The following is a 25,349-nucleotide window of genomic DNA, read 5'->3' as shown; positions in this document are numbered from 1 at the left end:
TTCGAGAATGATTTAGTGCCCATAGCGTTGGAGATACACCTGTTCCCATGCCGAACACAGTAGTTAAGTCCTTCTGCGCCGGAAGTAGTTGGGGGTCGCCCCCTGCAAGATAGGGTCGGTGCTAAGTTGAATTAAAGGAGCTATGGCTTCTTTTTTTTGTGCTGTTTTTGTGTGAAGATAAAAAGCCCCAAAGGGACTTTTTTATCGGTGAAGAATGAATTCTGATTTTATAGCAAGTTGTTTTATCTCTTTTGAAATGGCGAGTTCAAATGCTAAGCGTCCAATTTGTAAAAAGTGATTATCAACGCTGGGGAGTTTTAATAGTTTTCCTGCAATCAAAGCTTCTTGACCAATAATAATTGGTTTAGGTAGTTTATTTTCTTCAAACCAGCACCATACATTTGCAGCAATATCATCTGAATTGGCAAAAATACTGTCAAATTGAGTGAGTTCAGGTCCTAACTTGTAACCGTCTGTTGAAAAAACCGCTCCGGTTTTTATTTGTTCAGGTCTAACCATTTGTTGATAGGTTTCAGTATAAGTTTGGAGTGTGACGGAAGTAGTTGGACTTTTATAGCGCGAAAAAAGAAAACCTACATTTGTACAATTTTGTTTTTTAAGCCATTGAAAAGCATCACGATAACCGATTTCTCTTTCTGCATAGCTGGCTGAAATTGTTTTGGATTTGGGATTGTGGCATAAGATAATTGGTCCATATTTTTGATAGTTAAGGACTGTTTCTTCAGATATCTTTCTGGAAGTAAAGATCAGGGCTTCAAATGCTTTTTTACGGAGTTGCTCTAAGTATTGAAGTTCTAAATTTTGATCGTAATTTGAAGGAAGAATGACAATTTTATAGCCAGTTTCAAAGCTTTTATCAAGAATTCCTTCTAAAATCTGGCTGAAAAATGGGTGTTTAACATAGGGGAGAACAACTCCGATGTTTTTGGTCGTTCCGAAAGCAAGTTCTTGAGCAATCGCATTAGGCGTATAATCCAATTCATTTGCCAAATCTTGTATAATTTTTCGAGCTTCAAAAGAAACATAACCATTTCCAGAGAGGGCACGTGAAACGGTAGCTTTGGAAAAGCCACTGAGTTTTGCTAAATCGGTTAGTGAGGTCATTAAATTACCTGTTCATTAAATGTATTGATGGCTGATATGGCTTTTGCCACACCATGTTCTGTATTCTTTGCTACTACCATTTTAACATGTTTTTTTACTTCTGAGTCAGCGTTATCTACTGCGATAGCTAAACCTGCGACTTTAAGGAGCGGAATATCGTTTTGGTCATCACCAATTGCAGCAATTTGTGTAAAATCTAAATCTTCATCGTCAAGGATGGACTGGACTGCAGTGGCCTTTGTTCTCTTATTAGAAGTAATTTCTAAATAGTGCTGAGCGCTTTGTTGAATGGAGAGATTTGGGATTTCCAGCTGATTAAGTTGGTTTTGAAGTTGAAAAAGATCGTTTTGGTCAAAGCCAATGATCATTATTTTGTAGATTTCTGATTGTCCATCGAATGGTTTGATTCTTGGCGCGATGCCTGTCAGTGCTTTTTGAATGAACGTTCCTTTATCTTGTTTGTTGGTGTACCAGTGAGCAAGACTATACCAGTTTAGGCTTAGTTTTGGGAATTCTTTTGAAACGTAAGCTAAAATTTGGAAGACTGCTTCTGAGTTTAGGGGGAATTTATCTAAGATTTGGATGCCGAATTGATTTTGTGTGAATGTTAAATTTCCATTGAATGCAATTTGAGGGGTGGAAAGTTGTAGTGTGTCTAATACGTCATTCATTTCTATCGGGCTGCGCGCTGAAACTAAGGTAATTGGAAGCGTACTATAATGGATGGCCCAATGATTTGTATCGGATAAAACTCCGTGTGAGTCTAGCAATGTGCCATCCATATCTGTAAAAATGTGTTTAATTTTCATTTTGTGAAGCTCCTTTTCTTTGATACTTCTATTCTAATTTATGAAACGCGTTCCATGTCAAGGAATATTGTTTTTATTTTTGCTGATGGAAGTGTTTTTCATAAAATTGGTGAAAGTTGAGCAATTCCAAAAGGAGTGTTTAAAATGTTATAATTTAGTAAAGTTCAATTTTTTATGATTTGAGAGAGAAATTGATTTGAATGAATAGGAAAACAGAACAAGCGTAGAAAAAAGGGAGAATAGAGATGGAAAATAAAAATAAATTATTATTGATTGATGGGTCGTCGGTGGCTTTTAGAGCGTTTTTTGCATTATATCAACAGATTGATCGGTTTATCGCTCCTTCTGGATTGCATACGAATGCGATTTATGGTTTTCATTTGATGTTGACCAATTTGATGGAGCGAATTCAACCGACGCATGTGTTGATTGCTTTTGATGCGGGGAAAACGACGTTTCGGACGGCGATGTTTGAAGATTATAAGGGGGGAAGATCTAAAACTCCAGATGAATTTAGGGAACAGATTCCGTTTATTAAGGAAATGATTGATAAGCTTGGATTGGCTCATTATCAATTGGTTGATTATGAGGCAGATGATATTATTGGAACTTTGGATAAAATGGCTGAAGCACCAGATGTTTCGTTTGATGTGACCATCGTCACTGGAGATAAGGATATGATCCAGTTGGTAGATGGAAATACGACTGTTGAGATTTCAAAAAAGGGTGTAGCGGAATTTGAAGCGTGGACGCCAGAGTATTTGAAGGATAAAATGGGGCTGACACCCACTCAATTCATTGATTTAAAAGCTTTAATGGGAGATGCGTCGGATAATTATCCTGGCGTGACGAAGGTTGGGGAAAAAACAGCTCTGAATTTATTACATGAATGGGGCTCTTTGGAGCAATTGTATGACCATGTTGATGAACTGAAAAAGTCGAAGATGAAGGAACATTTGATTGCAGATCGAAAAATGGCATTTTTATCTCAAAAATTGGCCACGATCAATGTGTCATCGCCAATTGAAATTGGGCTTGAGGATACGATTTATCGTGGACCAAAAGTGGAAGAACTCTTGGCGTTTTATGATGAAATGGGATTTGCGCAATTTAAGCAAAAATTAGGAGGACAATTAGAAAAAAGTGGTGATGATCATCCTGTTGCGGTGAAAAAGGTAGCGTATCAGGTCGTTGTCAGTGCTGACGAAATAAAAGTGAAGCCAGATGATTTCTTTTATCTTGAAATTCTTGGGGGAAATTATCATAAAGAAGAGGTGATTGGTTTTGCTTGGGGAAATGAAAACGAGCATTTTGTTTCAAAAAATCTGTCATTACTGACAGCATTTGATTTTCCTGAAAACACGTATGATTTCAAGAAAAATCGGGTATTATTGAATCGTTTGGGGATTAAACTTCCGCTTGCAAAATTTGATGCAATGCTTGCAAAGTACTTGATTTCGACAACTGAGGATAATAGAATTTCAACAATTTCAAAACTTTATGCAGATGCAAGCTTGAAGTCTGACGAGGAAATTTATGGGAAAGGGGCAAAATTGGCAGTACCAGATGACGCGGAATTGTTTGGTACACTTGCTCAAAAAATTCATACTTTAGCGGTTTCAAAAGAAAAAATGATTGCGGCACTAGAAGAAAACGAGCAGTTGTCATTACTGACAGCAATGGAATTGCCTCTTTCTGAGGTACTTGCAAAAATGGAAATAACGGGAATTGCGGTCAATAAAGCAACGCTTGAAACGATTGGGCGTGAAAATGAAACCCGTCTGTCAGCACTGACAGAAGAAATTTATGCGCTTGCAGGTGAGGAATTTAACATCAATTCGCCTAAACAGTTGGGAGTCATTTTGTTTGAAAAGTTAAATTTGCCCCATGGAAAAAAGACGAAAACGGGTTATTCGACAGCCGTGGATGTGTTGGAAAATCTCGCAGTGACTTCTGATGTTGTGGCAAAAATTTTGGAATATCGTCAAGTTTCAAAAGTGCAATCGACTTATGTGAAGGGCTTGATTCCACAAATCGCATCGGATGGAAAAATTCATACGCGTTACGTGCAAGATTTGACACAAACGGGCCGGTTATCATCAGTAGAGCCAAATCTTCAAAATATTCCTGTGCGTCTCAATGAGGGAAGAAAAATCCGTAAAGCATTTATTCCAAGTGAACATGCGACATTATTGAGCTCGGATTATTCACAAGTTGAGCTCAGAGTGCTTGCACACGTTGCGAAAGATCCGAATTTGATTGCTGCGTTCAAAGCGGACGCGGACATCCACACAAGTACGGCCATGCGTGTTTTCAATATTGCATCAGCAAATGAGGTGAGTGCAAATGATCGGCGTCAAGCAAAAGCGGTCAATTTTGGGATTTCTTATGGAGAGACAGAGTATGGGCTTGCAAAACGACTCGGAATTCCAAATAAAGAAGCAGCTGAGATTATCTCAACTTATTTTGAACGCTATCCAGAAGTCGCGCATTATATTGAAAATACGAAGCGTGAAGCCAAAGATAAAGGGTATGTCAGTACGATGTTCAATCGCAGACGGAAACTTTTGGATATTAATTCAAGGAATTTCAATATCCGAAATGCCGCAGAACGTCAAGCCATTAATGCACCAATTCAAGGGTCTGCAGGTGATATTTTAAAAATCGCCATGATTAATTTGGATCGTGCTTTAGAAACGCAACATCTAAACGCAAAACTTTTATTGCAAGTGCATGATGAAATCATTCTTGATGTCCCCAATGATGAATTGGATCAGGTAAAAGCTTTGGTCCGTGAAACAATGGAACAAGCCGTTGAATTGACTGTTCCGCTTAAAGTCGATGAAAACATCGGCGCTACGTGGTATGAAGCAAAATAGGAGATTTTGTCAGTACTGACAAGGCTAAATAGGAATCAAAAAAACGCTGTCAGTGCTGACAACGTTTTTTCATGGAGCGATTGTTTAGCGTTTTAAAGGATTCATCCACCAAATGACGCCGGCAATCACGAGAATCAAAAGCCAAAAATAGGGATTAAAGAGCAGGAGAATCCCGCTAATCACAAGGCGAATGACAAATAATACGAGAAGAATTGGAAGGATAAACCGCCAAAAAATATGAAACGCAAGGATCCCAAAATGAACGAAAAAAAGTGATAGAATCAAGGCAAACAGAATGAATGAACCAAAAAACATGACTTACCTCCTTAATAGTTTCTCTTTTGAGAGGAAACTGTGACAATCAACCAAGTGAAAAATCCAACACTCAATAGCAACATCCAAAAATGCAAGTTAAAAAGCAAAAGAATGCTTGAAAAGATGAGTTTGAGTGCAATAATGGCGATAACAAGTGGAAGGATGAACTTGAAAAAACCTCTCAGCACTGCAAAAACAAGTAAAAATAAGATGAAAAGAATCAACATCGTTTTTCTCCAGTAATGGCCGTATTGGCTTGATAATTTTTTTATAACAAGATGTCAGCATAAATGTGGTAAAAAATGTCAAAAAAGAAGGATTTTTTTGCTTTTGTGCAAGCCGGTTCAAAAATTCAGACTTTTTGATTACTTTTTATTTGTGCTGACTCAATTATAACAAGAAAAAAGACTGTTTTTTTCAGTCTTTTGTATGATTTTTTATTCAGTAAGCTTTCTTGACGGTATTTATCGCAGTTCCAGTATCGTAATTTATTTTTGCATTCGGAGATTGATTTTGTAAAATCACTTCTGTCGTGCCATTTTTACCCTTCTTTTCAAGCGGACCACCAAGTGTGATGGAAAGAAGCTGCCCTTTTTGATCCATGCCGACATAAGACAGGCGGATTTGACGAGGCACAAGTTCATTGCCATGATAAAGCGGTGTGACTTGATAATCAAGGTAATAATGTGGATGATTGGCAAGCCAACTGTCTAAACGATTTTCATAATATAGCATGCTTGTGCTGTTTGAATCATTCATGCCAGAGTAGTTTCCACCATTAAAGCACATGGTTTCTGGCACAAGATTTTTTGGCTCATTATTCAAACCAGAAAATTGATAACCCACGAGATGTCCTCGACTCATCAACCATGCTTTTTGGGTCTGTCCATCACTCGTTTTGTAATAGAAATGATAATTATGCCAACCGACAGGATTGTAAGTCAACGGCTCACGTTTGAGGTGTGGTTCTTGCGCATTTTTAAGTTGAATATGCGCATTTGTCGCACGAGAAAGAGAATCAAGTCTTCCAAGTACCATCTGACGTTGATTTTTAAAAGGCAGTGGTTTTTCTTCAATCGCACTTGAAAGAGCTTCTGTAGCAGCAGGTGAAGCCGAGTGTGGCGTCGTGAGTATTTGCGTTGCAAAATAACCCAAAGTCGCAAGGAGCAAAATAATGAGCGGGTAAAGCACACTTTTTTGGTTTTTTCTAAGTTTATTCATATCCATATTATAGCAAATGCGATATAATATTACTTATAAAATACAATAAAAGGAGAAAAAGATGAGTGACGCATTTGAAAATCCATCACAAGAACAAATTTTTCAGTATTTGAAGGAGGCGAAAACCATTGCTGTGGTTGGAATTTCTGACAAAATAGATCGCACTTCTTATCTCATCGCACAAGGTCTGCAAAAAAATGGGTATCGTTTAGCATTGGTAAATCCAATTTTGGCAGGAAAAACAGTGCTTGGTGAAAAAGTATATGAAAAACTTCAGGACATTCCATTTCATATTGACATTGTCGATGTGTTTAGACGCAGTGAATTTTTAGCAGATGTTGCAAGAGATTTTATTGAGACAGATGCAGGAGTTTTTTGGGCGCAATTGGGTCTTGAATCTCAAGAAGCTGAGCAGATACTTCGAGCTGCCAGAAGAAATAAAATCGTCATGAATCGTTGCATTAAAATCGAGTATGCTTATTCAGGTCTTGGAAAAAAATAAAATGTGATCTGAGCATTTTATTCTGTCAGTACTGACAGAATTTTTTTTGTGGCGTAAAATAGCATTACCGCAAGATTTTTGATATACTTGTAAGAGCTATTATTATATTTTAAGGAAAATTCGATGACAAATCATGCGATAAAATATCGTTTAATAAAAAAAGAAAAACACACTGGCGCACGGCTTGGTGAAATTATCACTCCGCACGGCACATTTCCAACACCTATGTTTATGCCTGTCGGTACGCAAGCGACAGTCAAAACTCAGTCCCCTGAGGAATTAAAAGAAATTGGTTCTGGAATTATTCTCTCCAATACCTATCATTTATGGAATCGTCCTGGAGATGAATTGATTGCTCAAGCAGGAGGACTGCACAAATTTATGAACTGGGATCAGCCGATTTTGACGGACTCTGGTGGATTTCAAGTCTATTCTTTAGTTGAAAATAAAAAAAACATTACAGAAGAAGGGGTGAAATTTAAGAGTCATTTGGATGGACGTGCGTTATTTATGTCTCCTGAAACGTCAATTGGCATTCAAAATAATCTTGGTTCTGATATCATGATGAGTTTTGATGAGTGTCCGCAGTTTTATCAACCTTATGATTATGTGAAAAATTCGATTGAGCGCACATCACGCTGGGCAGAACGCGGCTTACGCGCTCATCAACGCTGGCATGATCAAGGTCTCTTTGGTATTGTTCAAGGCGCTGGATTCAAGGATTTGCGTGAGCAGTCTGCACGGGATTTGACGAGTATGGATTTTTCAGGGTATTCGATTGGTGGACTTGCGGTTGGGGAGTCGCATAAAGAAATGAATGCGGTGCTTGATTATACGACAGTGTTGCTGCCAGAAGATAAACCACGTTATTTGATGGGTGTCGGTGCGCCAGATAGTTTAATTGATGGCGTCATTCGCGGGGTGGACATGTTTGATTGTGTTTTGCCGACCAGAATCGCACGCAATGGCACGTTGATGACCCACTTTGGGCGCGTGAATATCAAGAATGCCAAGTATGAATATGATTTTACCACGCTTGATCCCATGTGCGATTGTTATACCTGCAAAAACTACACGAGAGCTTACTTACGACACTTAATCAAAGCAGATGAAACGTTTGGACTTCGCTTGTGTTCTTATCACAATCTGTATTTCTTAGTTCATTTGATGATGGAGGTGCGTCAAGCCATTATTAATGATAATTTATTGGAATTCCGTGAAGCGTTCTGTGAGCGCTATGGCTATAATTTACCAAATGCAAAAGATTTTTAAAAATTAAAAAAGCAGCAAAAGATGCTTCAGATTAAAGTCAATCCTTCCGTTTGTCTTTTTCTGAAGTTTTTTTGATAAAACTACGCTTATTTTTGACTTTATATTTTATAATGATATAATATATTTTATTGAATTCAAAATAAATATACTGAATTCGGAATTGTTCAAATATTTATATCAAAGGAGTTTATAATGAGCGGTATTGTTAAAACCAGTCGATTAATCAGTAAATGGTTTACACTTTTAGTTATTTTATGGGCAGCATTCAATTACTTTTTTCCAAAAACCAGTCTTTGGTTTGCTCCTAATGTCTCTTATTTATTGAGTGTGATTCTCTTTAGAATGGGACTGACACTCACAAAAGAAGATTTTGCACGGATTGCAAAACAACCCATCGCAGTTATTCTAGGAACCGTCGCGCATTATGTGATTATGCCGCTTATTGCTTTTATTTTAGTTCAAATTTTTCATTTGACAGGATCAGCAGCAGTTGGTGTCATCTTAGTAGGATCTTGTCCTTCGGGGACTTCATCTGGCGTCATGGCGTTTCTTGCGAAAGGAGATGTCGCACTAGATGTCTCGATTGAAACCCTCTCAACACTTTTAGCACCCGTGATGATTCCATTTTTACTTACTGTTTATGCTGGAAAATATGTTCATATCCCTACAACGGATTTATTTATTAGTACATTAGAAATCGTTGTTGCACCGATTATTTTAGGAGTTTTGGTGCATACTTTTCTTAGAAAACCCGTTGAAAAAGTTACTCCAGTGATGCCACTCATCTCACAGGTCGCGATTTTAGCGATTATTGGTGTCGTTTTTTCAGCCAATCATGCTCATCTTTTTACCACAGAAACAGCGATTATCATTCCTGTTGTCATGCTGCATAATTTATCAGGCTATGGCCTTGGCTACTTGTTTAGTAAAGTCATTCATCTCAATAAATCACAGCAAAAAGCCATTACATTTGAAGTTGGGATGCAAGATTCAAGTTTAGGTGCGACACTTGCAATGAAGTATTTTGTCCCTGCTGCAGCGATTCCGTCCACGCTTTTTTCAATCTGGCATAATATTTCAGGCTCTGTTTTATCCTCTTATTGGCGCACTCAGAGTGAGAAAAAAGAAAAGAGGACTCAACCAAAAACGCTCATTCATCCTCTTGCGCATTGAACCTTGCAAATAAAATAAAAATTTGCTATAATAAAAAAGTTGTTGATCAACAAATTTGTGCCGACTTAGCTCAGTCGGTAGAGCACTTCACTCGTAACGAAGGGGTCGTAGGTTCGATTCCTATAGTCGGCATCACATTTGCTTTCACGCAATTTGAAAACACGTTTACAGACGTGTTTTTTTCTTTTTGTCAGTACTGACAAAAATTTTAAGGTATAATAAAACTAAGAAATTAATTTGAACGGAGTGGAAAATGAATTACGATGTATTTTTGAAAAGTAAACGCATTGCACAGCAGTGGGGAGAAGCACAAGCGATATTTAAAACGAGTGAACATTTAGAGGAAATAACTTATTATTTTTCTCTATTATCAGAGTTTTATAATTATATTCAGCTGCTAGAAAAAGAAACATTTGAAAATAAGGAGAATTTAATTGATCATTCTTTTGAGGCATTAGAAAAACATCCGTCACAGCCAAATGCGTACAGTGAAATTCCACAGCTCAAGAGTTCTAAAATTATGCCAGACACTTATGATTCGCATTTGAAACAGCAGGCTGTCAGTACTGACGAAGAAGATCCTTGGTTTGGTTTTTCAGATTAATTGAAAAAAAGGACATAAAAATTATGAAAACCTTTCCAAAAGTGATAAAATGGTGCTAAGAACTAAGAAGTAAGAAGTAAGAAATAAAAGGAGAAGCTTATGCCACTAAATATTTTAGATTATGATCCTTATCTTGAACCCTTTAAAGAAGATCTTTCCTTGCGCTTATTTGAGTATGCGCGGACAAAAAAGAGGTTACTTGGGGTGAATGGTAGTTTATCTGATTTCGCGAACGGCTACAAATATTTCGGATTTCAGCAAGAAGAAAATCGCTGGACCTTTAGAGAATGGGCGCCTGCTGCCAAACGTGCTTTTTTGGTCGGGGATTTCAATAATTGGGAAAATGATTTTGAACTCAAAGCAGCTTATGGTGGAGTTTGGGAGATTTCAAGTCCTGGGACGTTACCTGTAGGATCAAAAGTCAAAGTGAAACTGATTTTGGAAAATGGTCAGACGGTTTATCGGGTGCCTTCTTATGCGATGTATGCCATACCAAACGAGACTGCACAGCTGGATGGTGTGATTGTGAATCCACAGTACCATTTTAAAAATAAAACTCCTCAAATAAAAGAGGCCCCCCTGATTTATGAAGCTCATATCGGCATCTCAACAGAGGAATATCGTATCAATACTTACAAAGCATTTACGCGCGACGTTCTACCAAGAATCAAAAAAGCGGGATACAATACGATTCAGCTCATGGCAATTATGGAGCATCCACTTTATGCAAGTTTTGGTTATCAAGTGTCTAATTTCTTTGCGATTTCAAGTCGTTTTGGTCAACCAGAAGATCTGATGGAGTTGATTGATGTGGCGCATGGTTTGGGAATGCGCGTGTTGCTTGACGTTGTACATTCGCATGCCGTAAAAAATGTGGGAGACGGACTTAATCTTTTTGATGGCACAACAGCTCAGTACTTTCATGAAGGAGCGCGCGGGGAACATTCGGCTTGGAATACGAAATTATTTAATTATGGAAAAGATGAAGTGATTCATTTCTTACTGTCTAATCTGAAGTTTTGGATGGAAACGTATCATTTCGATGGTTTTAGATTCGATGGAGTGACTTCAATGCTCTATCATGATCATGGTTTAGGAACAGCTTTCACGGATTATAGCAAATATTTTTCACTAAATACAGATGTTGAAGCGGTGACTTATCTGATGCTCGCACAAGAGTTGATTCATCAGATTAATCCACAAGCGCTGACGATTGCTGAGGATATGTCTGCAATGCCAGGAATGGCGTTACCAATTTCATCGGGCGGAATTGGTTTTGATTATCGTTTGTCAATGGGGATTCCAGATTTTTGGATCAAACAACTCAAAGAAAAAACAGATGATACGCTCGATTTGATGGGGCTGTGGTGGGAATTAACAACGCGGCGCCCAGGGGAGAAAAATATCGGGTATGCTGAAAGTCATGACCAAGCGCTCGTCGGAGATAAAACAATCATGATGTGGCTTGCCAATGATGAAATTTACTGGAAAATGGACATCAACAGCCCTTCTTTAATCATTGATCGCGCCATTGCACTGCATAAATTAATTCGACTCGTGACGTTTAGTTTAGCTGGTGAGGGCTACTTAAATTTCATGGGAAATGAATTTGGCCACCCAGAATGGCTCGATTTTCCACGTCCAGGCAATGGAGACGATTATCAGCACGCACGAAGACAATGGTCATTATCAGAAGATCCACAGTTACGCTTCAAGTATTTATTGGCCTTTGATCAGGATATGATTGATTTAGAGCATCGCTTTAAATTTCTCAATCAAACGGATCAATTATCACAAAAATGGATCAAAAACGAAGATAAGCTTCTGGCTTACCAAAAAGGAGACTTACTTTTTGTCTTTAATTTTCATCCAAGCTATGAGCAAACCTTGTCATTACTGACAAAAGAAAAACCTGAGCTGATTTTTGATACGGATGACAATAAATACGGCGGCTTTGGCCCTCGCAGCAGTTTTGGATGGTCAAAAGGGGAGCTTCACCTCGTCCTTGCTCCACGAACCGCAATGGTCTTCAAAATCAAATAAAACAAAGAATAAAAAAGCTGTTTACAGTTTTTTTATTCTTTGTTGATACTGTTTCCCGCATTTGTGCAAACATCTTGGTATAATAAAATCATGGAAAAAATTGAATTAAATTCAGATGAGCGCATTGATGAAATTGCCGCTTCTGGTGTGAAAATTATACAGAGTAAAGAAGTCTTTAGTTTCAGTATTGACGCAATTTTATTGGCAAGATTTCCGCGCTTACCCAAACAGGGGCAAATTGTTGATTTGTGTGCTGGTAATGGAGCGGTCGGACTTTTTGCAAGTCATAAAACAAAAGCGCAGATTATTGAATTAGAGCTTCAAGCACGTTTAGCAGACATGGCAGCGCGCTCAATCAAGCTGAATCAATTGGCCACACAAATGTCTGTCATTAATGACAATCTTAATCAAGCGCTCACTTATTTGAGCCATTCAAGTACAGATCTTATTTTTTGTAATCCTCCTTATTTTAAAGTGGATCACGCAAGTCATCTCAATGACAGTAAGCACTATACACTTGCTCGACATGAACTTGCAACAAATTTGGACGAAATTTTTGAAATTTCAAAACAACTTCTCAAATCAAACGGACATCTGGCAATGGTTCATCGTCCAGAGCGTTTTTTTGAAATCGTCGATAAAATGCGTGCTCACAACTTACAGCCAAAATGGATTCAATTTGTTTACCCCAAAGCAGATACACCCGCAAATATCTTATTAATTGATGCCATCAAAGATGGAAAACCTGGGGGAGAAATTTTTTTACCTCCTCTCATTGTTCATCATGATGATGGGACATACACAGACGCCATCAACGAAATTTATTATGGCACACACTAAAAGCGTAGCACAGTTGCTACGTTTTTTTGTCAGTACTGACAAAAATAAAAAAACGGCGATGGCCGTTTATTAATAAATCATATCGTAAATTTCGATTGCTACAAGGTCGATGTCATCAAATAAAGCGGCATCTTTTTGCTTGGGATAACGAATAGAGAAAACACCGTTTCCTTCTTCGTCAGTCGCAAAACTAACGGTAGCCATAATTTCGCCTTCGCGCTCAAAGTTATATGTTTCCTTTGGATCACCACTTTCAACCAGACGATTTAAGCGATTCATAATCGCTAATAAATGTGATTTCATTTTTTCATTTCCTTTCAAATCAGCGAGTTGACCTCACTCTTTGTCCTTATCTATTTTAACATAAGTCTGCCAATTTTTTGCAAGTTTACTCGCTTTTCTAGCAAAATATTTTGCACGAATTTGTTCGCGTTTAATGCTTCGTGTCACATGGAGTGGCATTTGGCGAACTACATCTTCCATTTTAGCAGGAAGTCGATTTTCTTCCAAGTGTTTTCGTGTTTTGTATTCAATGATGACATCAAGATAGAAAAGATAGACCTGTTTTGCAAAATTTTCTGCAGAGATCTCATAAAGCTTGTCATTAAAGCGATCCAACTGAATCGGTGTCCATTCGCTCAAAGCTGTGCATATCGTTTTTCCGATTTCTGTTTCATTTGCAAATAAACGCCCAAACTCAGGGTCATCAATTAATCCTTCCAAATAAGGATTGTCACAAGCTAAAACGCGTGTTCCAGCAGCAATGGCTTCAAGATAAGTCAACCCTTGCGTTTCAGAAGTTGAAGCAGAAATAAAGAAGTCTGCCATTTTATAATAATAAGCTGTTTGTTCATTAGGAACTTGTCCAGTAAAAATTACAGACTGATTTAAGTTTAAATCATCCACTAACGTCTTTAGTGCGCTCTCATAAGGACCATGTCCAACAATCACCAACTTCACAGGAAAAGATTCAAGCACCTCAGGTAAAGCACGAATGACTGCTTGAATATTTTTTTCAGCAGCGATGCGTGAAAGTGAGAGTAAAATCATTTCGTCAGGTTTAATTCCCAATGCTTCACGTCGTGTTGCAACGTCAAGATCTGTGATGTCAGGACGTTTAAATCGATTGATTTCAATTCCTGTTGGAATCACACGTTTTGGAATTGTTACACCATAACTATTGACTGTATCAAGAACCATCTCACTTGGACAAATAATTCCTTCTGTGCCCCGCAAGAAGTTTCGGATGATGTATTTGACCATGCTTGGCCGAATCAACCGTCCTTTTGCAATGTAATGAACATAATCTTCGTATTTCGTGTGCAAGGTGTGAATGACAGGGATTCGAAGCTGTTGAGCGACCATTTTTCCAAGTAAGCCCATCCCAAACTCTGTTTGTGTATGGATGATGTCTAAATGATATTCTTGTGCAATCAAATAAGCTGCAAAAACACCTTTAACGACTATTTTACGCTCCGCAAGAGAAACAAAAGGAATGGACTGCAGCCGGATGATATTGTGCTCATGATCTACATCCGCATTTTCGTCTGTGGTTGTAAAAATATAAACTTCATGTCCAAGTTTTTCTAGTTCTAGTGTTAGTGTTTGAATACTTGTCGCTACACCGCTCACTTGCGGAAGATAGCTGTCTGTAAATAAACCGACTCTCATAAAAGTCACCGCTCCTCATTTAATATTCATTATTGATTATAAACGTGTTGATACGCTTTGAGCAGCTGTTGGGCAGAGCGTTCAATACTTCTTGCTTGAGCGACTTGATAGCCATGCTCAGTCTTATCAACAGTGCCGTTTAGGACTTCTGTGATGGCTTTGGTAAACCCATCCACATCCGTTGCCATGCTGCTTGATGCTTCATCCAACCATCCTTTATAGACTGGAATATCACGTACGACGACGTTTTGATGACTCGCCAGTGCTTCAAGCACAACAATTCCTTCGGTCTCTTCACGAGAAGGGAAAAAGAAACAATCGGCTGCTGTCATGGCTCCTTCAAAAACATCGCCTGAGATATATCCTGGGAATTCGACATTTTTTGGATGATTTTTTTTCACAATGCGTCTGACCCAGCCTGGAATGGTCCAAAGATTTTGATAACCAAACCAAATGAAACGGACATTTGGCATTTTTTGGGCTACTTTTACGAAATCATCAATTCCTTTACGCTTGAAATAAAGCGCTGCAGTAATCACCACTTTTTCACCAGGTTGAATATTGAAATGGGAAATAAATGCCGCTTCTTTTTGAGCGGAGCGCTCATATTTTTGTAAATTAATGCCGTTTGAGATTGGTATAATCGGACACGTCACGCCATAAGATTGAATCAAATGCTTGGAGTATTCCGTTGGTGTGATGATCAAATCTGCTGCATTATAAAAATGCATCAAATAGCGTTTAAAAAGTGGTGCGACCAAATTTGAAAAAAGAAAAGAATCTTGAAAATCTTCTTTGGTTGAATGACCGTGAAAAATTACTTTTTTTCCTGCTTTTTTTGCGTCTTTAAGGATTTTCCAACTTTTAAAACCATACGTATTCAAGTGTAAAATATCATAGTCATCTTCTGGATTTTTTGTCCAATCGATGTGCATTAAATCAAGTGCACGTTGTTGATGCTTCATTGCTCGACCGATTCCTGAATGACTCAAAAAATCTTCGGCTTCTAAATATAATAAAATTTTCATGCTTACTTTCTATTCTACCACAAAATCACTAAGAATTGATAAGAGATTTTAAGACTTAAGTATGAAAATAAAAAATTTTTTAAGAAAGTCGTGCGATAAAGTAAAGCGGAGATAAGAAAGTTCCAAACTGAAAAAAAGTTGCGTGCGTTATACTAAAACGAAAAATGACCTGTTGCGCTTTGGGAGTTTATATGTTTCATTTCATTCATTGGTCTTGATTTTATTGTATCTTGTGTTTCATGTGTTTCATGTGTTTTATTTTAAAGTGGGCGGGGTGAAGGGTGAGAAGAAGTGAATGATTATAAGAAAGTTAACGCAAGCATGTCTCCTAAAGTAATTTTAAACAGTTCTGAAAACGAGCATCATCTTTACTCCATAGTCTGTTTTTTGGCGCTGGGATTGCGATAAGGATTTTCATTGACACTTATCGTACATTTTATGCACGGACGTACACGCACTTACTGATATGCGCTGGATTTTTAATTCCGTTTCTCTTTTCATTAATTTCAAATCGTATTTGATCCTAAACATTCCACATTTTTTTATTTTTGTTTGTTCTTTATTTTTGACTGCACTTTGAGATTAAAAAAACGCTCTGATGAGAGCATTTTTTTATGGATTGCTAGAGGATTTAGTGGGGTTCTTTAAATCACTACTTGATTTATTCAATTTGAGTGAAGCGGTGTGTGCTTTGCCGTCACGATAATAGGTGATAGAAAGCGTATCTCCAACGCTATATTTATAAAGCGCGCTTTGGAGATCTGTTGATGAGGTAATCGTCGTATCTCCGATTTTGGTGATGACATCTCCTTGTTTTAGACCTCCCTCAGCTGCAGGCATACCTGATTGGACACTATTAACAACAACTCCACCAGTGACACTTTCTGGTAGTTTGAGTTTTGCAAGATCATCAGTGTTAAAGTTTGCAAGATCATACATGGTAATGCCAAGTGCTGGACGAATTACTTTTCCGTCTTTTTCCAATTTTGCAATGATATTAACAACATCATTGGATGGGATAGCAAACCCCATCCCTTCGACTGTGGTGCTGCCATCTTCTGTGGTGGTTAATTTACTTTGAGTGATGCCGATGACTTGTCCTTCGATATTAATCAAAGCCCCTCCAGAATTCCCTGGATTAATGGAAGCATCAGTTTGGATGGCATTGATATTGACATTTTGATTTTCAGAATTGGTCATTGACACTTGCCGGTTGATTGCTGAAACGATCCCTTCGGTCGCTGTATTTGCAAACTGACTTCCAAGAGGGGAACCCACAGCAATTGTAGGTTCTCCAATCGTCAATTTGCTTGAATCAGCGAAAGTGGCTACTGTTTTGACGTATTTTGCGTCTATTTTGAGGACAGCAAGATCGGTATAGGAATCTGCTCCAACAACGGTTGCTTTGACGCGCTGTCCACCAGCCATAAGGACTTCAAGAGAAGTATTGCCTTCAATGACGTGATTGTTCGTGACGATATAGGCTGTATTGCCATCTTTTTTGTAAATGACGCCTGAGCCTTCACTGGCAGGACCAGAAGAGGCTTGCGATTGGCTATTGTTGCTGTTGCCAAAAATGGAGTCATAAATATCCCCTGAATTGCTAGATTGTTGATAATTGAGGACAGAAACGACTGCATTGGATACTTTTTTGACTGCTTGAGTGGTACTCGTCGAAACGCTGGTTTTTACAGTTTGGACGTGTGCGGTGTTGGTGCTATTTGTGATTGGGTTGCCTTGTGTTTGTTGATAAATCATACTTCCACCAAGTGCGACAGCACCGCCGACGACACCAGTCAAGATAAATTTTGTAAGTTCACCTTTTGCCATAATGGAAATTCCCTTCTTCGTGTTTGTATTTTTTTAATTGCTTAGCTTATGAGACTCATTTTATCCTCACACACTTAATAGTACCTTAATTGTTGGTAAAAAGGAAATAATATCAGGATTATGCACAATTTTGTGGATAAGTTGCATTTTTTTGTGAACAAGTGGAATAAAACGATAAGTTTTCCACAGAAAAGTGGAAAAACAGGGATAATTGTTGATAAATTCAAGCTTTCATTCTTTTTTCATAAGGGGAAAAGCGGAAAATGTTGAAAAAATGAGGATAAATTGTTTTAAAATTCATCATTTTTTGGTAAATTAAGTAGAGAAAAATAAATAAAGCGAGTAATCATGAAAATTAAGTTGATTGTGGTCGGGAAATTGAAGGAAAAGTATTTAAAAGAAGGGATTTCAGAATATCAAAAAAGGTTATCCACAATGATACCTGTGGAAATCATTGAATTAAGTGATGAAAAAATTCCAGATCGTGCGTCAAAAAAAGTGATGGAACAGATCAAAAATCAAGAAGGAAAACGAATTTTGGGACGTTTGACGCCAGAGGATCAGGTGATCATTTTGGCGATTCAAGGGAAATTGATAAGGTCTGAGGACCTTTCAGATCTGGTGAAAAATGCAGAAATTTATGGAACGAAAAATCTTGTTTTTATTATTGGAGGATCGCTCGGGCTTTGCGATGAAGTAATTCAGCGCGCAAATGTTCAGATTTCCTTTGGACGGATGACTCTTCCACATCAGCTGATGCGGTTGGTCATGATGGAGCAGATTTATCGGGCACAAATGATCAATCGTCATTCAGCTTATCACAAATAAACGAATGGTGTAAGAAAAAAATCCTGTCAGTACTGACAGAAAAATTCAAGAGAAATGCTTTTGTTTGAGATTTTTTGAAATTTTTCTTTAAAGTCGTGGTATAATGGGAGAAAAGGAGGTTTGCGATGAAAATTAAAGTTGAAGATTTAAAATTTGCTTATGGAATGAGAAAAGTGCTCAATGGGGTTACTGCGAGCTTTGACGAAGGAAAAATCTATGGCATCGTTGGAAAAAATGGTGCTGGGAAAACAACATTTTTTAAAGCCTTGACCAATATCATCACGAATTATTCTGGTACGGTGAGTTATAATGACGAAAACGTCCTAAAAAATTCGTCAGTACTGACAAAAACAGGGATCTTATTGGACGACATCGAACTTTACAAATCTTATACGGGATGGTTTAATCTGCGTTATTTTGGCGGATTGCGCGGCAATTTTGATGAAGATTTGGCAAGAAAATTAGCCGATGAATTAGATCTATTAGCGTCTTTGGATTTGAAAGTGAGTGCTTATTCATTAGGAATGGGTAAAAAGTTGTTGCTTTTGATTTCGCTCATGAATGAGGCTGAGGTGCTGATTTTTGATGAACCTTTGCGCGGCATTGATGCAAAATCTGTGTTGTGGTTCAGACAATATCTGCTTAATCTTAAACAAACAGGAAAAACGATTTTGATTTCAAGTCATGTTCAAGAAGATATTGAAGCACTTTGTGATGAGGTTTTCGTGCTTGCGGATGGCACATTCACAGAAGCATTTGATTTGACAGATACACGTCAAATGTTGCGCTATAAAGTCGTTGTTAGCGATCCGTCAGTACTGACAGAGGTATTAAAAAATGAAGGACACGCTTATGAGCAGCGCGAAGAATCGATTATTTTTGAAGCAACGCCAGAGCAATTCCAAACGATTTTCCAAGCCTGTGTCAGTCGAGATTTGATGTTTGAAGAAATCAAAAAAGAATCAAAATTCGCAGAGTTTGTAAAATAACAACAAGTGGACGAAAAAAGGAGAACGTATGACGAAATCAAATATTTTTAAAATGGAATTGTATCGAAATTTCAGGGATAAAGCTTATCTGATTGTGATTGGAAGCTTGACGGCTTTATTTGCAATCGCGTCAGGAATTGGCGTTTATCTGCTTAACACTCAAAGAGATGTTTCAACCCCTTCTTCCCTTGTTTTCTTTGAGATTCCCTTTGTGTTGGCCTTGTTTTTTGGCTTTCTGGCCTTTTCTATCATTTATCCGTGGCACTTGTTGAGCACGGATTACAATAATAAAGTCCTGAGTTTGGTGATCGCAAGTGGAGTGAAACGGAGTAACTTTTATTTCATCAAAATTTTAGCGACGATTTTATCGAATATCATTGCTTATTTAGTCATCGGAGTGATTCCTGTGATTTTATTGCTTGGATTTTTCAGCTCAGAATTCATCAATTTTATTCAATCCATCATCACATCATTTACCAGTTCAGATGCGTGGTTATTCTTATTTAATGCCGTGTTATCTGGTATTGCGTCCATCGTGTTATTGTACTTCGTTGTAATCATTACGCGTGGGAAATTCTGGGGAGTGTTTGTTTATCTGGGGATTAGTTTTGCTGTTGGAATTATCACAAGTACCTTTTCTTTGTCTATTTCTGCTGCGAGTGGTGGAATGGCGAGCGGGATTATGGGACAACAAAGTTGGATTGGTTTAACCTTATCAGTGGTCGAAATTATCGCGTTTGGCTTAGCAGGTTATTTTAATCTGATCAGACAAGATTTGTGAGTACTGACGCGTATAAACAATCGCATTTGACAGGGCTCTCATCCTGTGATACAATGGACATAATGTTCAAAAAAATGAGCTAAGAAATGAAATAAAGAGGATATAAACATGGGTAGTCCAATCTCACTAATTTTAATTGTCATTGTTTTTGGTGGAATGATGTTCTTTATGAACCGTCAACAAAAAAAACAACAACAACAACGTCAAAACCAACTTAATGCAATGCAAACAGGTTCAGAAATCACAACTATTGGTGGCTTGCACGGGATTCTTTCGAGTATTGATGAGGCCAAAGGAACCATCGAATTAGATTGTGAAGGTGTGATTTTAACGTTTGATCGTGCCGCTGTAAAAACAGTAAAAAATCCAGCTGCACCTGAAACAGTCGGAAAAGTTGAATCCGTCGTTGAAAGTCCAATTGAAGAAAACTAAATTTTGAAATTCTGTCAGTACTGACAGCGCGTTTTTCTTAAAAATGAAAGGCGGCTCAGTGCTGACAGCTTTTTTTATTCTTAAACATACGACAATTAATCATTGCAGGCTACAAAAAGACAGCAAAGTGTGGTAAAATAGGAATACTAACTGTGAGGTATTATGAACAACTATTCAAACAACTTGCAAGAAGAAATTCCGCTGCCAAAACACGTGGGAATCATTATGGATGGGAACGGTCGTTGGGCCAAATCTCAAGGAAAACCGCGTATTTTTGGACACAAAGCTGGAATGGATGCACTCAAAAAGATTGCGATTCACGGACAAAAACGCGGCCTCAAAGTGATGACTGTTTATGCTTTCTCGACTGAAAACTGGACAAGACCGCTTGATGAAGTCAAATTTATTATGAGTTTGCCGATTGATTTTTACAGCAAATATGTGCCGATTTTGAACAAAGAAAACATTCAGATTCGCTGGATGGGCGAGCTGGAAGGCCTTCCAAAAGCAACGCTTGCTTCAATTGATCGTGCTGCAAAAGACACTGAAAATAACACGGGAATGATTCTTAATTTCGCCATGAATTATGGCGGACGTCGAGAAATTATTTTGGCGATCCAAGCCATGGCAAAGGCAGGACAAGATCTGTCAGTACTGACAGAACAAGATTTGGCTGCACAACTCCAAACCAACGTCCTTCCAAGCGCTTATCAAGAACCTGATTTGGTCATTCGGACATCAGGTGAGCAGCGCTTATCAAACTTTTTAGCTTGGCAATCTGCATATAGCGAGCTTTATTTCACAGCAGTTTTATGGCCTGATTTTGACGAAACCGCACTCGATCTTGCGCTTTTAGAGTATCAAAAGCGAGATCGTCGTTTTGGCGGAGTAAAAAATAAATAAAGATTTGAACTCAAAACGGAGGAATAATGAAACAACGAATCATCACAGGAGTAATTGCTGGCGCAGTTTTTCTGGGATTGCTCCTACTTAATAATCCCATTTATTTTGAACTTTTAGTGGCAGTCCTTGTGATTATTGCCATGCAAGAGATGTTCAAAATGGCAAAATTACATTTGCTCTCATTTGAAGGCATTTTATCGACGTTAGCGGCTTTGAGCCTGGCCCTCCCTTTTGGACAAAGCTGGCTGGGCATTAATATCGATCGTGGGTTTGGCTTATTTACACTCTTTTTATTTATCATGTTGACAGGAATGGTGCTCTCAAAAGGAAGTTACAGTTTTGAAGATGTTGGCTTTCCATTTTTATCTGCTTTTTATGTCGGAATTGGTTTTCAAAATCTTTTGTCCGCTAAAAACGCAGGCATTGCAATCGTATTCTTAGCACTGTTCATCGTTTGGACAACAGACATCGGCGCTTATTTTATTGGTAAAAATTTTGGGAAAAATAAACTTTTACCTGCTGTTTCTCCAAATAAGACCATTGAAGGATCTTTAGGAGGAATTCTTTGCGCAGTGCTTGTCGCTCTTATAATGTACTTCCTATATAACAAAGAATTGCCAGATCTCGGCTATCTCAAGCTGATTCTCTTTACAATCATTTTTTCTATCGTAGGCCAAATTGGAGATCTGGTAGAATCTAGCATCAAGCGTCACTTTGGCGTTAAAGATTCAGGAAAACTTTTGCCAGGACATGGTGGAATTTTAGATCGCTTTGATAGCTTGATTTTCGTTTTTCCAATCATGCACATACTTGGGTTATTCTAAAAATTGACAGAGGAGATTTTTATTGATTAAAACGCTCATAACATTCATCATCGTTTTTGGTGTCATTGTCGTGGTTCACGAATATGGTCATCTGTGGTGGGCCAAACGTGCGGGAATCCTCGTTAGAGAATTCTCAATTGGTATGGGACCAAAAATTTTTGCTCATCAAGCCAAAGACGGAACCGTCTATACCATTCGGATTTTACCTGTTGGAGGTTATGTCCGCATGGCAGGCTGGGGAGAAGATAAAACAGAAATCAAAAAAGGACAACCTGCCGCGCTTGTTTTAGAAATGCAACAGGAGCGTCCTAAAGTTAAACGCATCAATCTTTCAGATCGTGTCGAACTTGATGGTGCTGTTCCGATACTTGTGACGGCATACGATTTTGAAAAATCGCTCACGATTGAAGGGGAGGTTTTTGGAGAACATCAAACGTATGATGTGGATCATGACGCGACCATCATTGAAGAAGATGGGACAGAAGTTCGGATTGCACCATTGGATGTTCAATATCAATCCGCAAGTGTGATAGGAAAAATTTTAACGAACTTTGCTGGTCCTTTGAACAACTTTATTTTAGGCTTGGTTGCTTTTATCGTCGTAACATTTATGCAAGGCGGAGTTCCAAATCCAATCAACCAGGTTGGGACAGTCGAAAAAGGATTACCTGCTTATGTTGCAGGCGTAAAAACGAATGATGAAATCACCTCCGTCAATGGTGTGAAAACGAACACTTGGGATGCCGTTGTTGCCCAAATTCAAAAGTCGCAAGGAAAAAAAATTGAGCTCGATATTGTGCGCTCAGGCAGTAAAAAACAACTCGCGATTCAACCTAAAAAAATAGACGGTGCTTATCGTGTTGGTATTACAACTCCCCTAAAAACAGGATTTTGGGATAAAGTGACAGGCGGATTCCAACAAACGGCATACATGTTTACTGCGATTACTAGAGCCTTGCAACAGCTCTTTGTACGACCAAATCTCAATGATTTAGGTGGACCTGTTGCGATTTATCAAATGAGCGGTCAAGCTGCAAAGGGTGGATTAATCACAATCATTAGCTTTATTGGCATGCTTTCCATCAATCTCGGCTTAGTCAATCTCATCCCCATTCCTGTGCTTGATGGAGGAAAAATCGTCCTCAACCTCATTGAAGCAATCCGGCGCAAACCACTTTCGCAAGAAAAAGAATCGTTCATCACGATGATTGGTGTGGTTTTCATGTTTGCGTTATTTCTTGCCGTCACATGGAATGACATCATGCGCTTATTTATCAGATAAAATTAAGATTATTATTTAAAAAGGGAAAAATAAAATGAAACAATCAAAAATGCTTATTCCTACACTTCGTGAAATGCCTTCCGATGCGCAGGTCATTAGTCATGCACTTCTTGTTCGAGCGGGATATGTTCGCCAAATCTCAGCAGGGATATATGCTTATTTGCCACTGGCCAACCGTGTTTTGGAAAAATTAAAAACGATCATGCGTGAAGAATTTGATGAAATTGGTGCGGTAGAATTGCTTGCGCCAACCTTACTCACAGCAGATTTGTGGCGCGAATCAGGACGGTATGACACTTACGGCGCAGACTTATACAAGCTAAAAAATCGAGATGATTCAGATTTTATTCTTGGCCCTACTCATGAAGAAACGATGACGGCTCTTGTGCGTGATGAAATCACGTCATACAAAAAATTGCCCTTAAATGTCTATCAAATTGCAACCAAATATCGTGACGAAAAACGCCCACGTTATGGACTTTTGCGTGGTCGTGAGTTCATCATGAAAGACGGATATAGTTTTCATGCGGATTATGATAGTCTTGATGAGACTTATGAAGCCTATAAACATGCTTACGAACGCATTTTTGCGCGTGCTGGGCTTGAATTTAGAGGGATCATTGGGGACGGAGGTGCGATGGGAGGAAAAGATAGTCAAGAGTTTATGGCTGTCACTGCCGATCGGACAGATTTGAGTCAATGGGTTGTTTTGAGTAAAAATATTGAGTCAATGGATGAAATTCCTGAAACGACACTCGAAGATATTCAAGCAGAACTTGCAGCGTGGCTGACAGCAGGTGAGGATACGATTGTTTATGCTGAGGGCGGTGATTATGCCGCAAATATTGAAATGGCCTCAAGCTGGTTTGAAAAAAAAGCCAGCTATACAGAAGAATTGGACCTTCAAAAAGTTGAAACACCGGGCGCAAAAACCATTGATGAAGTCGCAGAATTATTGAATATCAATCCCAATACAACGATCAAAACGTTGGTGTACCGAGCAGATGATGAATTAGTTGTGGTATTATTGCGGGGCAATGATCAGCTCAATGAAGTAAAATTAACGAATTTCTTGCATGCTGATTTTCTTGAAGCAGCTAACCCAGACGATGTTGAACAACTTGTGGGAGCGCATTTTGGCTCACTTGGACCAGTCGGCTTAAAAGGTGTAAAAATTGTCGCAGACCGTGAAGTGGAAGTGGTGAAAAATGCAGTCGTTGGCGCAAATGAAGATGGGTATCACTATCTGAATGCTAATATTGGACGTGATTTTGAAGTTTCAGAATACGTGGATTTACGCACGGTCAGTGAAGGAGAACTCTCACCAGATGGTCGTGGAACATTAAAATTTGCAAAAGGGATTGAAATTGGTCATATTTTCAAACTCGGGACACGCTATACAGAAGCGATGCATGCAATAGTGTTGGATCAAAATGGGAAAGCGATGCCAATGATTATGGGCTGTTATGGGATTGGTGTCAGCCGGCTCTTGTCCGCTGTTTTGGAACAATTCGCTCGAATTTACGTTGAAAAAACACCAAAGGGTGAATTCAAATTTAGCTGGAGCATCAATTTCCCTAAAGCACTCGCGCCTTATGACATCCATCTTGTGCCTGTCAACATCAAAGATGAAGAAACGATGCGCTTGACGAATGAACTTGAAGAAAAACTTCATGCAAAAGGCTATCAAGTTTTGGTAGATGATCGCAATGAACGCGCTGGAGTGAAGTTTGCAGATAGCGATTTGATTGGACTTCCTGTTCGTGTCACGATCGGAAAAAAAGCAACAGAAGGCATTGTCGAAGTTAAGATTCGTACGACAGGTGAAGTGATCGAAATTAACAAAGATGAGCTGGTGAATACGATTGAAATCTTGAATCAGTAAGCAGAAAGATTCAATCAATGGAAAATCAAACACAAATCACCTGTCAGTACTGACAGGTGTTTCACATTGAAAAACGTCTCAGCGCATCAGGCGTCAAAGACATCAGAAGGAAT

Annotated in this window: 24 protein-coding genes, 1 tRNA gene and 1 rRNA gene; 17 read left to right on the top strand and 9 right to left on the bottom strand. The window is 38.5% G+C overall.

Annotated features, from left to right (window positions below; genetic code table 11):
* Positions 1-11: 11 nt before the first annotated feature.
* Positions 12-127, top strand: a 5S ribosomal RNA gene (gene rrf, locus GHI93_RS10305).
* Positions 128-201: 74 nt separating this feature from the next.
* Here the strand turns inward: rrf and GHI93_RS10300 are convergent.
* Complete coding sequence (locus GHI93_RS10300; protein ID WP_153496975.1) at positions 202-1,125, bottom strand: LacI family DNA-binding transcriptional regulator; 924 nt, start codon at positions 1,123-1,125, stop codon at positions 202-204.
* Positions 1,125-1,934 (bottom strand): Cof-type HAD-IIB family hydrolase, encoded by an 810-nt coding sequence (locus tag GHI93_RS10295; protein WP_153496974.1) that lies wholly within the window; start codon positions 1,932-1,934, stop codon positions 1,125-1,127. The genes GHI93_RS10300 and GHI93_RS10295 overlap by 1 nt, the downstream gene beginning before the upstream one ends.
* A 245-nt stretch (positions 1,935-2,179) precedes the next feature.
* Here GHI93_RS10295 and polA point away from each other — a divergent pair, with 245 nt between their 5' ends.
* Positions 2,180-4,813, top strand: a complete 2,634-nt coding sequence (gene polA, locus GHI93_RS10290; RefSeq protein WP_153496973.1) for a DNA polymerase I — start codon at positions 2,180-2,182, stop codon at positions 4,811-4,813.
* A gap of 84 nt (positions 4,814-4,897) precedes the next feature.
* On the opposite strand, the gene GHI93_RS10285 is transcribed toward polA, so the two are convergent.
* From GHI93_RS10285 to GHI93_RS10275, 3 genes are all read right to left on the bottom strand, one after another.
* Positions 4,898-5,128 carry a hypothetical protein gene (locus GHI93_RS10285; RefSeq protein WP_153496972.1) on the bottom strand — a complete coding sequence of 77 codons (231 nt, stop codon included), beginning with the start codon at positions 5,126-5,128 and terminating at the stop codon, positions 4,898-4,900.
* Between the two features lie 11 nt (positions 5,129-5,139).
* Positions 5,140-5,355: a hypothetical protein gene (locus GHI93_RS10280; protein WP_153496971.1), complete on the bottom strand. Its 216-nt coding sequence runs from the start codon at positions 5,353-5,355 to the stop codon at positions 5,140-5,142.
* A gap of 214 nt (positions 5,356-5,569) precedes the next feature.
* A complete protein-coding gene (locus GHI93_RS10275; RefSeq protein WP_246177083.1) occupies positions 5,570-6,349 on the bottom strand; it encodes a DNA/RNA non-specific endonuclease in 780 nt (259 codons plus the stop codon).
* Positions 6,350-6,410: 61 nt separating this feature from the next.
* Between GHI93_RS10275 and GHI93_RS10270 the strand changes: the two genes are divergently transcribed.
* The 7 genes from GHI93_RS10270 to GHI93_RS10240 all read left to right on the top strand — a co-directional run bounded on the left by GHI93_RS10270 (position 6,411) and on the right by GHI93_RS10240 (position 12,783).
* Positions 6,411-6,851, top strand: a complete 441-nt coding sequence (locus GHI93_RS10270) for a CoA-binding protein (RefSeq protein ID WP_153496969.1) — start codon at positions 6,411-6,413, stop codon at positions 6,849-6,851.
* A 123-nt stretch (positions 6,852-6,974) separates the two neighbouring features.
* On the top strand, positions 6,975-8,123 hold the full coding sequence (tgt, locus tag GHI93_RS10265) for a tRNA guanosine(34) transglycosylase Tgt (RefSeq protein ID WP_153496968.1): 1,149 nt from the start codon (positions 6,975-6,977) through the stop codon (positions 8,121-8,123).
* Positions 8,124-8,315: 192 nt separating this feature from the next.
* A complete protein-coding gene (locus tag GHI93_RS10260) occupies positions 8,316-9,296 on the top strand; it encodes a bile acid:sodium symporter family protein (RefSeq protein WP_153496967.1) in 981 nt (326 codons plus the stop codon).
* A gap of 59 nt (positions 9,297-9,355) precedes the next feature.
* Positions 9,356-9,428, top strand: a tRNA-Thr gene (locus GHI93_RS10255).
* Positions 9,429-9,549: 121 nt separating this feature from the next.
* Positions 9,550-9,900, top strand: a complete 351-nt coding sequence (locus GHI93_RS10250) for a hypothetical protein (RefSeq protein ID WP_153496966.1) — start codon at positions 9,550-9,552, stop codon at positions 9,898-9,900.
* A gap of 99 nt (positions 9,901-9,999) precedes the next feature.
* A complete protein-coding gene (locus GHI93_RS10245) occupies positions 10,000-11,943 on the top strand; it encodes an alpha-amylase family glycosyl hydrolase (RefSeq protein ID WP_153496965.1) in 1,944 nt (647 codons plus the stop codon).
* 90 nt (positions 11,944-12,033) lie between these two features.
* On the top strand, positions 12,034-12,783 hold the full coding sequence (locus tag GHI93_RS10240) for a tRNA1(Val) (adenine(37)-N6)-methyltransferase (protein WP_153496964.1): 750 nt from the start codon (positions 12,034-12,036) through the stop codon (positions 12,781-12,783).
* Between the two features lie 69 nt (positions 12,784-12,852).
* Here GHI93_RS10240 and GHI93_RS10235 read toward each other — a convergent pair whose 3' ends face one another.
* The 4 genes from GHI93_RS10235 to GHI93_RS10220 all read right to left on the bottom strand — a co-directional run bounded on the left by GHI93_RS10235 (position 12,853) and on the right by GHI93_RS10220 (position 17,312).
* Complete coding sequence (locus GHI93_RS10235; protein ID WP_054639182.1) at positions 12,853-13,086, bottom strand: DUF1797 family protein; 234 nt, start codon at positions 13,084-13,086, stop codon at positions 12,853-12,855.
* 33 nt (positions 13,087-13,119) lie between these two features.
* Positions 13,120-14,454 carry a glycosyltransferase family 4 protein gene (locus tag GHI93_RS10230; protein WP_153496963.1) on the bottom strand — a complete coding sequence of 445 codons (1,335 nt, stop codon included), beginning with the start codon at positions 14,452-14,454 and terminating at the stop codon, positions 13,120-13,122.
* Positions 14,455-14,483: 29 nt separating this feature from the next.
* A complete protein-coding gene (locus tag GHI93_RS10225) occupies positions 14,484-15,482 on the bottom strand; it encodes an LTA glycolipid anchor biosynthesis glycosyltransferase, IagA/BgsA family (RefSeq protein WP_153496962.1) in 999 nt (332 codons plus the stop codon).
* 612 nt (positions 15,483-16,094) lie between these two features.
* Entirely contained in the window at positions 16,095-17,312 is a 1,218-nt protein-coding gene (locus tag GHI93_RS10220) for a S1C family serine protease (RefSeq protein ID WP_153496961.1), read from the bottom strand.
* Positions 17,313-17,660: 348 nt separating this feature from the next.
* On the opposite strand from GHI93_RS10220, the gene rlmH reads away from it, so the two are divergent.
* The 8 genes from rlmH (at position 17,661) to GHI93_RS10180 (ending at position 25,236) form a co-directional block, all read left to right on the top strand.
* Positions 17,661-18,140, top strand: coding sequence for a 23S rRNA (pseudouridine(1915)-N(3))-methyltransferase RlmH (rlmH, locus tag GHI93_RS10215; RefSeq protein ID WP_153496960.1), 480 nt, complete (start codon positions 17,661-17,663; stop codon positions 18,138-18,140).
* Positions 18,141-18,265: 125 nt separating this feature from the next.
* Positions 18,266-19,129 carry an ABC transporter ATP-binding protein gene (locus GHI93_RS10210; RefSeq protein ID WP_153496959.1) on the top strand — a complete coding sequence of 288 codons (864 nt, stop codon included), beginning with the start codon at positions 18,266-18,268 and terminating at the stop codon, positions 19,127-19,129.
* A gap of 28 nt (positions 19,130-19,157) precedes the next feature.
* Positions 19,158-19,910 (top strand): ABC transporter permease, encoded by a 753-nt coding sequence (locus GHI93_RS10205; protein WP_153496958.1) that lies wholly within the window; start codon positions 19,158-19,160, stop codon positions 19,908-19,910.
* Positions 19,911-20,018: 108 nt separating this feature from the next.
* The gene (gene yajC, locus GHI93_RS10200; protein ID WP_153496957.1) at positions 20,019-20,342 is read left to right on the top strand and encodes a preprotein translocase subunit YajC; all 324 of its coding nucleotides are present in this window, start codon (positions 20,019-20,021) and stop codon (positions 20,340-20,342) included.
* A 162-nt stretch (positions 20,343-20,504) separates the two neighbouring features.
* Complete coding sequence (gene uppS / locus GHI93_RS10195; protein WP_153496956.1) at positions 20,505-21,245, top strand: undecaprenyl pyrophosphate synthase; 741 nt, start codon at positions 20,505-20,507, stop codon at positions 21,243-21,245.
* Positions 21,246-21,271: 26 nt separating this feature from the next.
* On the top strand, positions 21,272-22,069 hold the full coding sequence (locus GHI93_RS10190) for a phosphatidate cytidylyltransferase (protein WP_153496955.1): 798 nt from the start codon (positions 21,272-21,274) through the stop codon (positions 22,067-22,069).
* A 22-nt stretch (positions 22,070-22,091) separates the two neighbouring features.
* Positions 22,092-23,351 carry an RIP metalloprotease RseP gene (rseP, locus tag GHI93_RS10185; RefSeq protein ID WP_153496954.1) on the top strand — a complete coding sequence of 420 codons (1,260 nt, stop codon included), beginning with the start codon at positions 22,092-22,094 and terminating at the stop codon, positions 23,349-23,351.
* A 34-nt stretch (positions 23,352-23,385) separates the two neighbouring features.
* Complete coding sequence (locus GHI93_RS10180) at positions 23,386-25,236, top strand: proline--tRNA ligase (protein WP_153496953.1); 1,851 nt, start codon at positions 23,386-23,388, stop codon at positions 25,234-25,236.
* The last annotated feature ends 113 nt before the right edge of the window (positions 25,237-25,349 follow it).

The organism is Lactococcus hircilactis, assembly GCF_009601015.1.
In the GTDB taxonomy this organism is placed as follows: domain Bacteria; phylum Bacillota; class Bacilli; order Lactobacillales; family Streptococcaceae; genus Lactococcus; species Lactococcus hircilactis.
This window is presented reverse-complemented; position numbering and strand designations above follow the sequence as displayed.

Excerpts from the sequence above, each read along its gene's own strand:
- uppS (WP_153496956.1), top strand. The coding sequence starts at position 20,505 with ATGAACAACTATTCAAACAACTTGCAAGAAGAAATTCCGCTGCCAAAA.
- GHI93_RS10230 (WP_153496963.1), bottom strand. The coding sequence starts at position 14,454 with ATGAGAGTCGGTTTATTTACAGACAGCTATCTTCCGCAAGTGAGCGGT.
- GHI93_RS10275 (WP_246177083.1), bottom strand. The coding sequence starts at position 6,349 with ATGAATAAACTTAGAAAAAACCAAAAAAGTGTGCTTTACCCGCTCATT.
- GHI93_RS10225 (WP_153496962.1), bottom strand. The coding sequence starts at position 15,482 with ATGAAAATTTTATTATATTTAGAAGCCGAAGATTTTTTGAGTCATTCA.
- GHI93_RS10180 (WP_153496953.1), top strand. The coding sequence starts at position 23,386 with ATGAAACAATCAAAAATGCTTATTCCTACACTTCGTGAAATGCCTTCC.
- GHI93_RS10220 (WP_153496961.1), bottom strand. The coding sequence starts at position 17,312 with ATGGCAAAAGGTGAACTTACAAAATTTATCTTGACTGGTGTCGTCGGC.
- yajC (WP_153496957.1), top strand. The coding sequence starts at position 20,019 with ATGGGTAGTCCAATCTCACTAATTTTAATTGTCATTGTTTTTGGTGGA.
- GHI93_RS10205 (WP_153496958.1), top strand. The coding sequence starts at position 19,158 with ATGACGAAATCAAATATTTTTAAAATGGAATTGTATCGAAATTTCAGG.
- GHI93_RS10245 (WP_153496965.1), top strand. The coding sequence starts at position 10,000 with ATGCCACTAAATATTTTAGATTATGATCCTTATCTTGAACCCTTTAAA.
- GHI93_RS10260 (WP_153496967.1), top strand. The coding sequence starts at position 8,316 with ATGAGCGGTATTGTTAAAACCAGTCGATTAATCAGTAAATGGTTTACA.
- polA (WP_153496973.1), top strand. The coding sequence starts at position 2,180 with ATGGAAAATAAAAATAAATTATTATTGATTGATGGGTCGTCGGTGGCT.
- GHI93_RS10280 (WP_153496971.1), bottom strand. The coding sequence starts at position 5,355 with ATGTTGATTCTTTTCATCTTATTTTTACTTGTTTTTGCAGTGCTGAGA.
- tgt (WP_153496968.1), top strand. The coding sequence starts at position 6,975 with ATGACAAATCATGCGATAAAATATCGTTTAATAAAAAAAGAAAAACAC.
- rlmH (WP_153496960.1), top strand. The coding sequence starts at position 17,661 with ATGAAAATTAAGTTGATTGTGGTCGGGAAATTGAAGGAAAAGTATTTA.
- GHI93_RS10190 (WP_153496955.1), top strand. The coding sequence starts at position 21,272 with ATGAAACAACGAATCATCACAGGAGTAATTGCTGGCGCAGTTTTTCTG.
- GHI93_RS10270 (WP_153496969.1), top strand. The coding sequence starts at position 6,411 with ATGAGTGACGCATTTGAAAATCCATCACAAGAACAAATTTTTCAGTAT.
- GHI93_RS10240 (WP_153496964.1), top strand. The coding sequence starts at position 12,034 with ATGGAAAAAATTGAATTAAATTCAGATGAGCGCATTGATGAAATTGCC.
- GHI93_RS10250 (WP_153496966.1), top strand. The coding sequence starts at position 9,550 with ATGAATTACGATGTATTTTTGAAAAGTAAACGCATTGCACAGCAGTGG.
- GHI93_RS10210 (WP_153496959.1), top strand. The coding sequence starts at position 18,266 with ATGAAAATTAAAGTTGAAGATTTAAAATTTGCTTATGGAATGAGAAAA.
- GHI93_RS10300 (WP_153496975.1), bottom strand. The coding sequence starts at position 1,125 with ATGACCTCACTAACCGATTTAGCAAAACTCAGTGGCTTTTCCAAAGCT.
- GHI93_RS10285 (WP_153496972.1), bottom strand. The coding sequence starts at position 5,128 with ATGTTTTTTGGTTCATTCATTCTGTTTGCCTTGATTCTATCACTTTTT.
- GHI93_RS10295 (WP_153496974.1), bottom strand. The coding sequence starts at position 1,934 with ATGAAAATTAAACACATTTTTACAGATATGGATGGCACATTGCTAGAC.
- GHI93_RS10235 (WP_054639182.1), bottom strand. The coding sequence starts at position 13,086 with ATGAAATCACATTTATTAGCGATTATGAATCGCTTAAATCGTCTGGTT.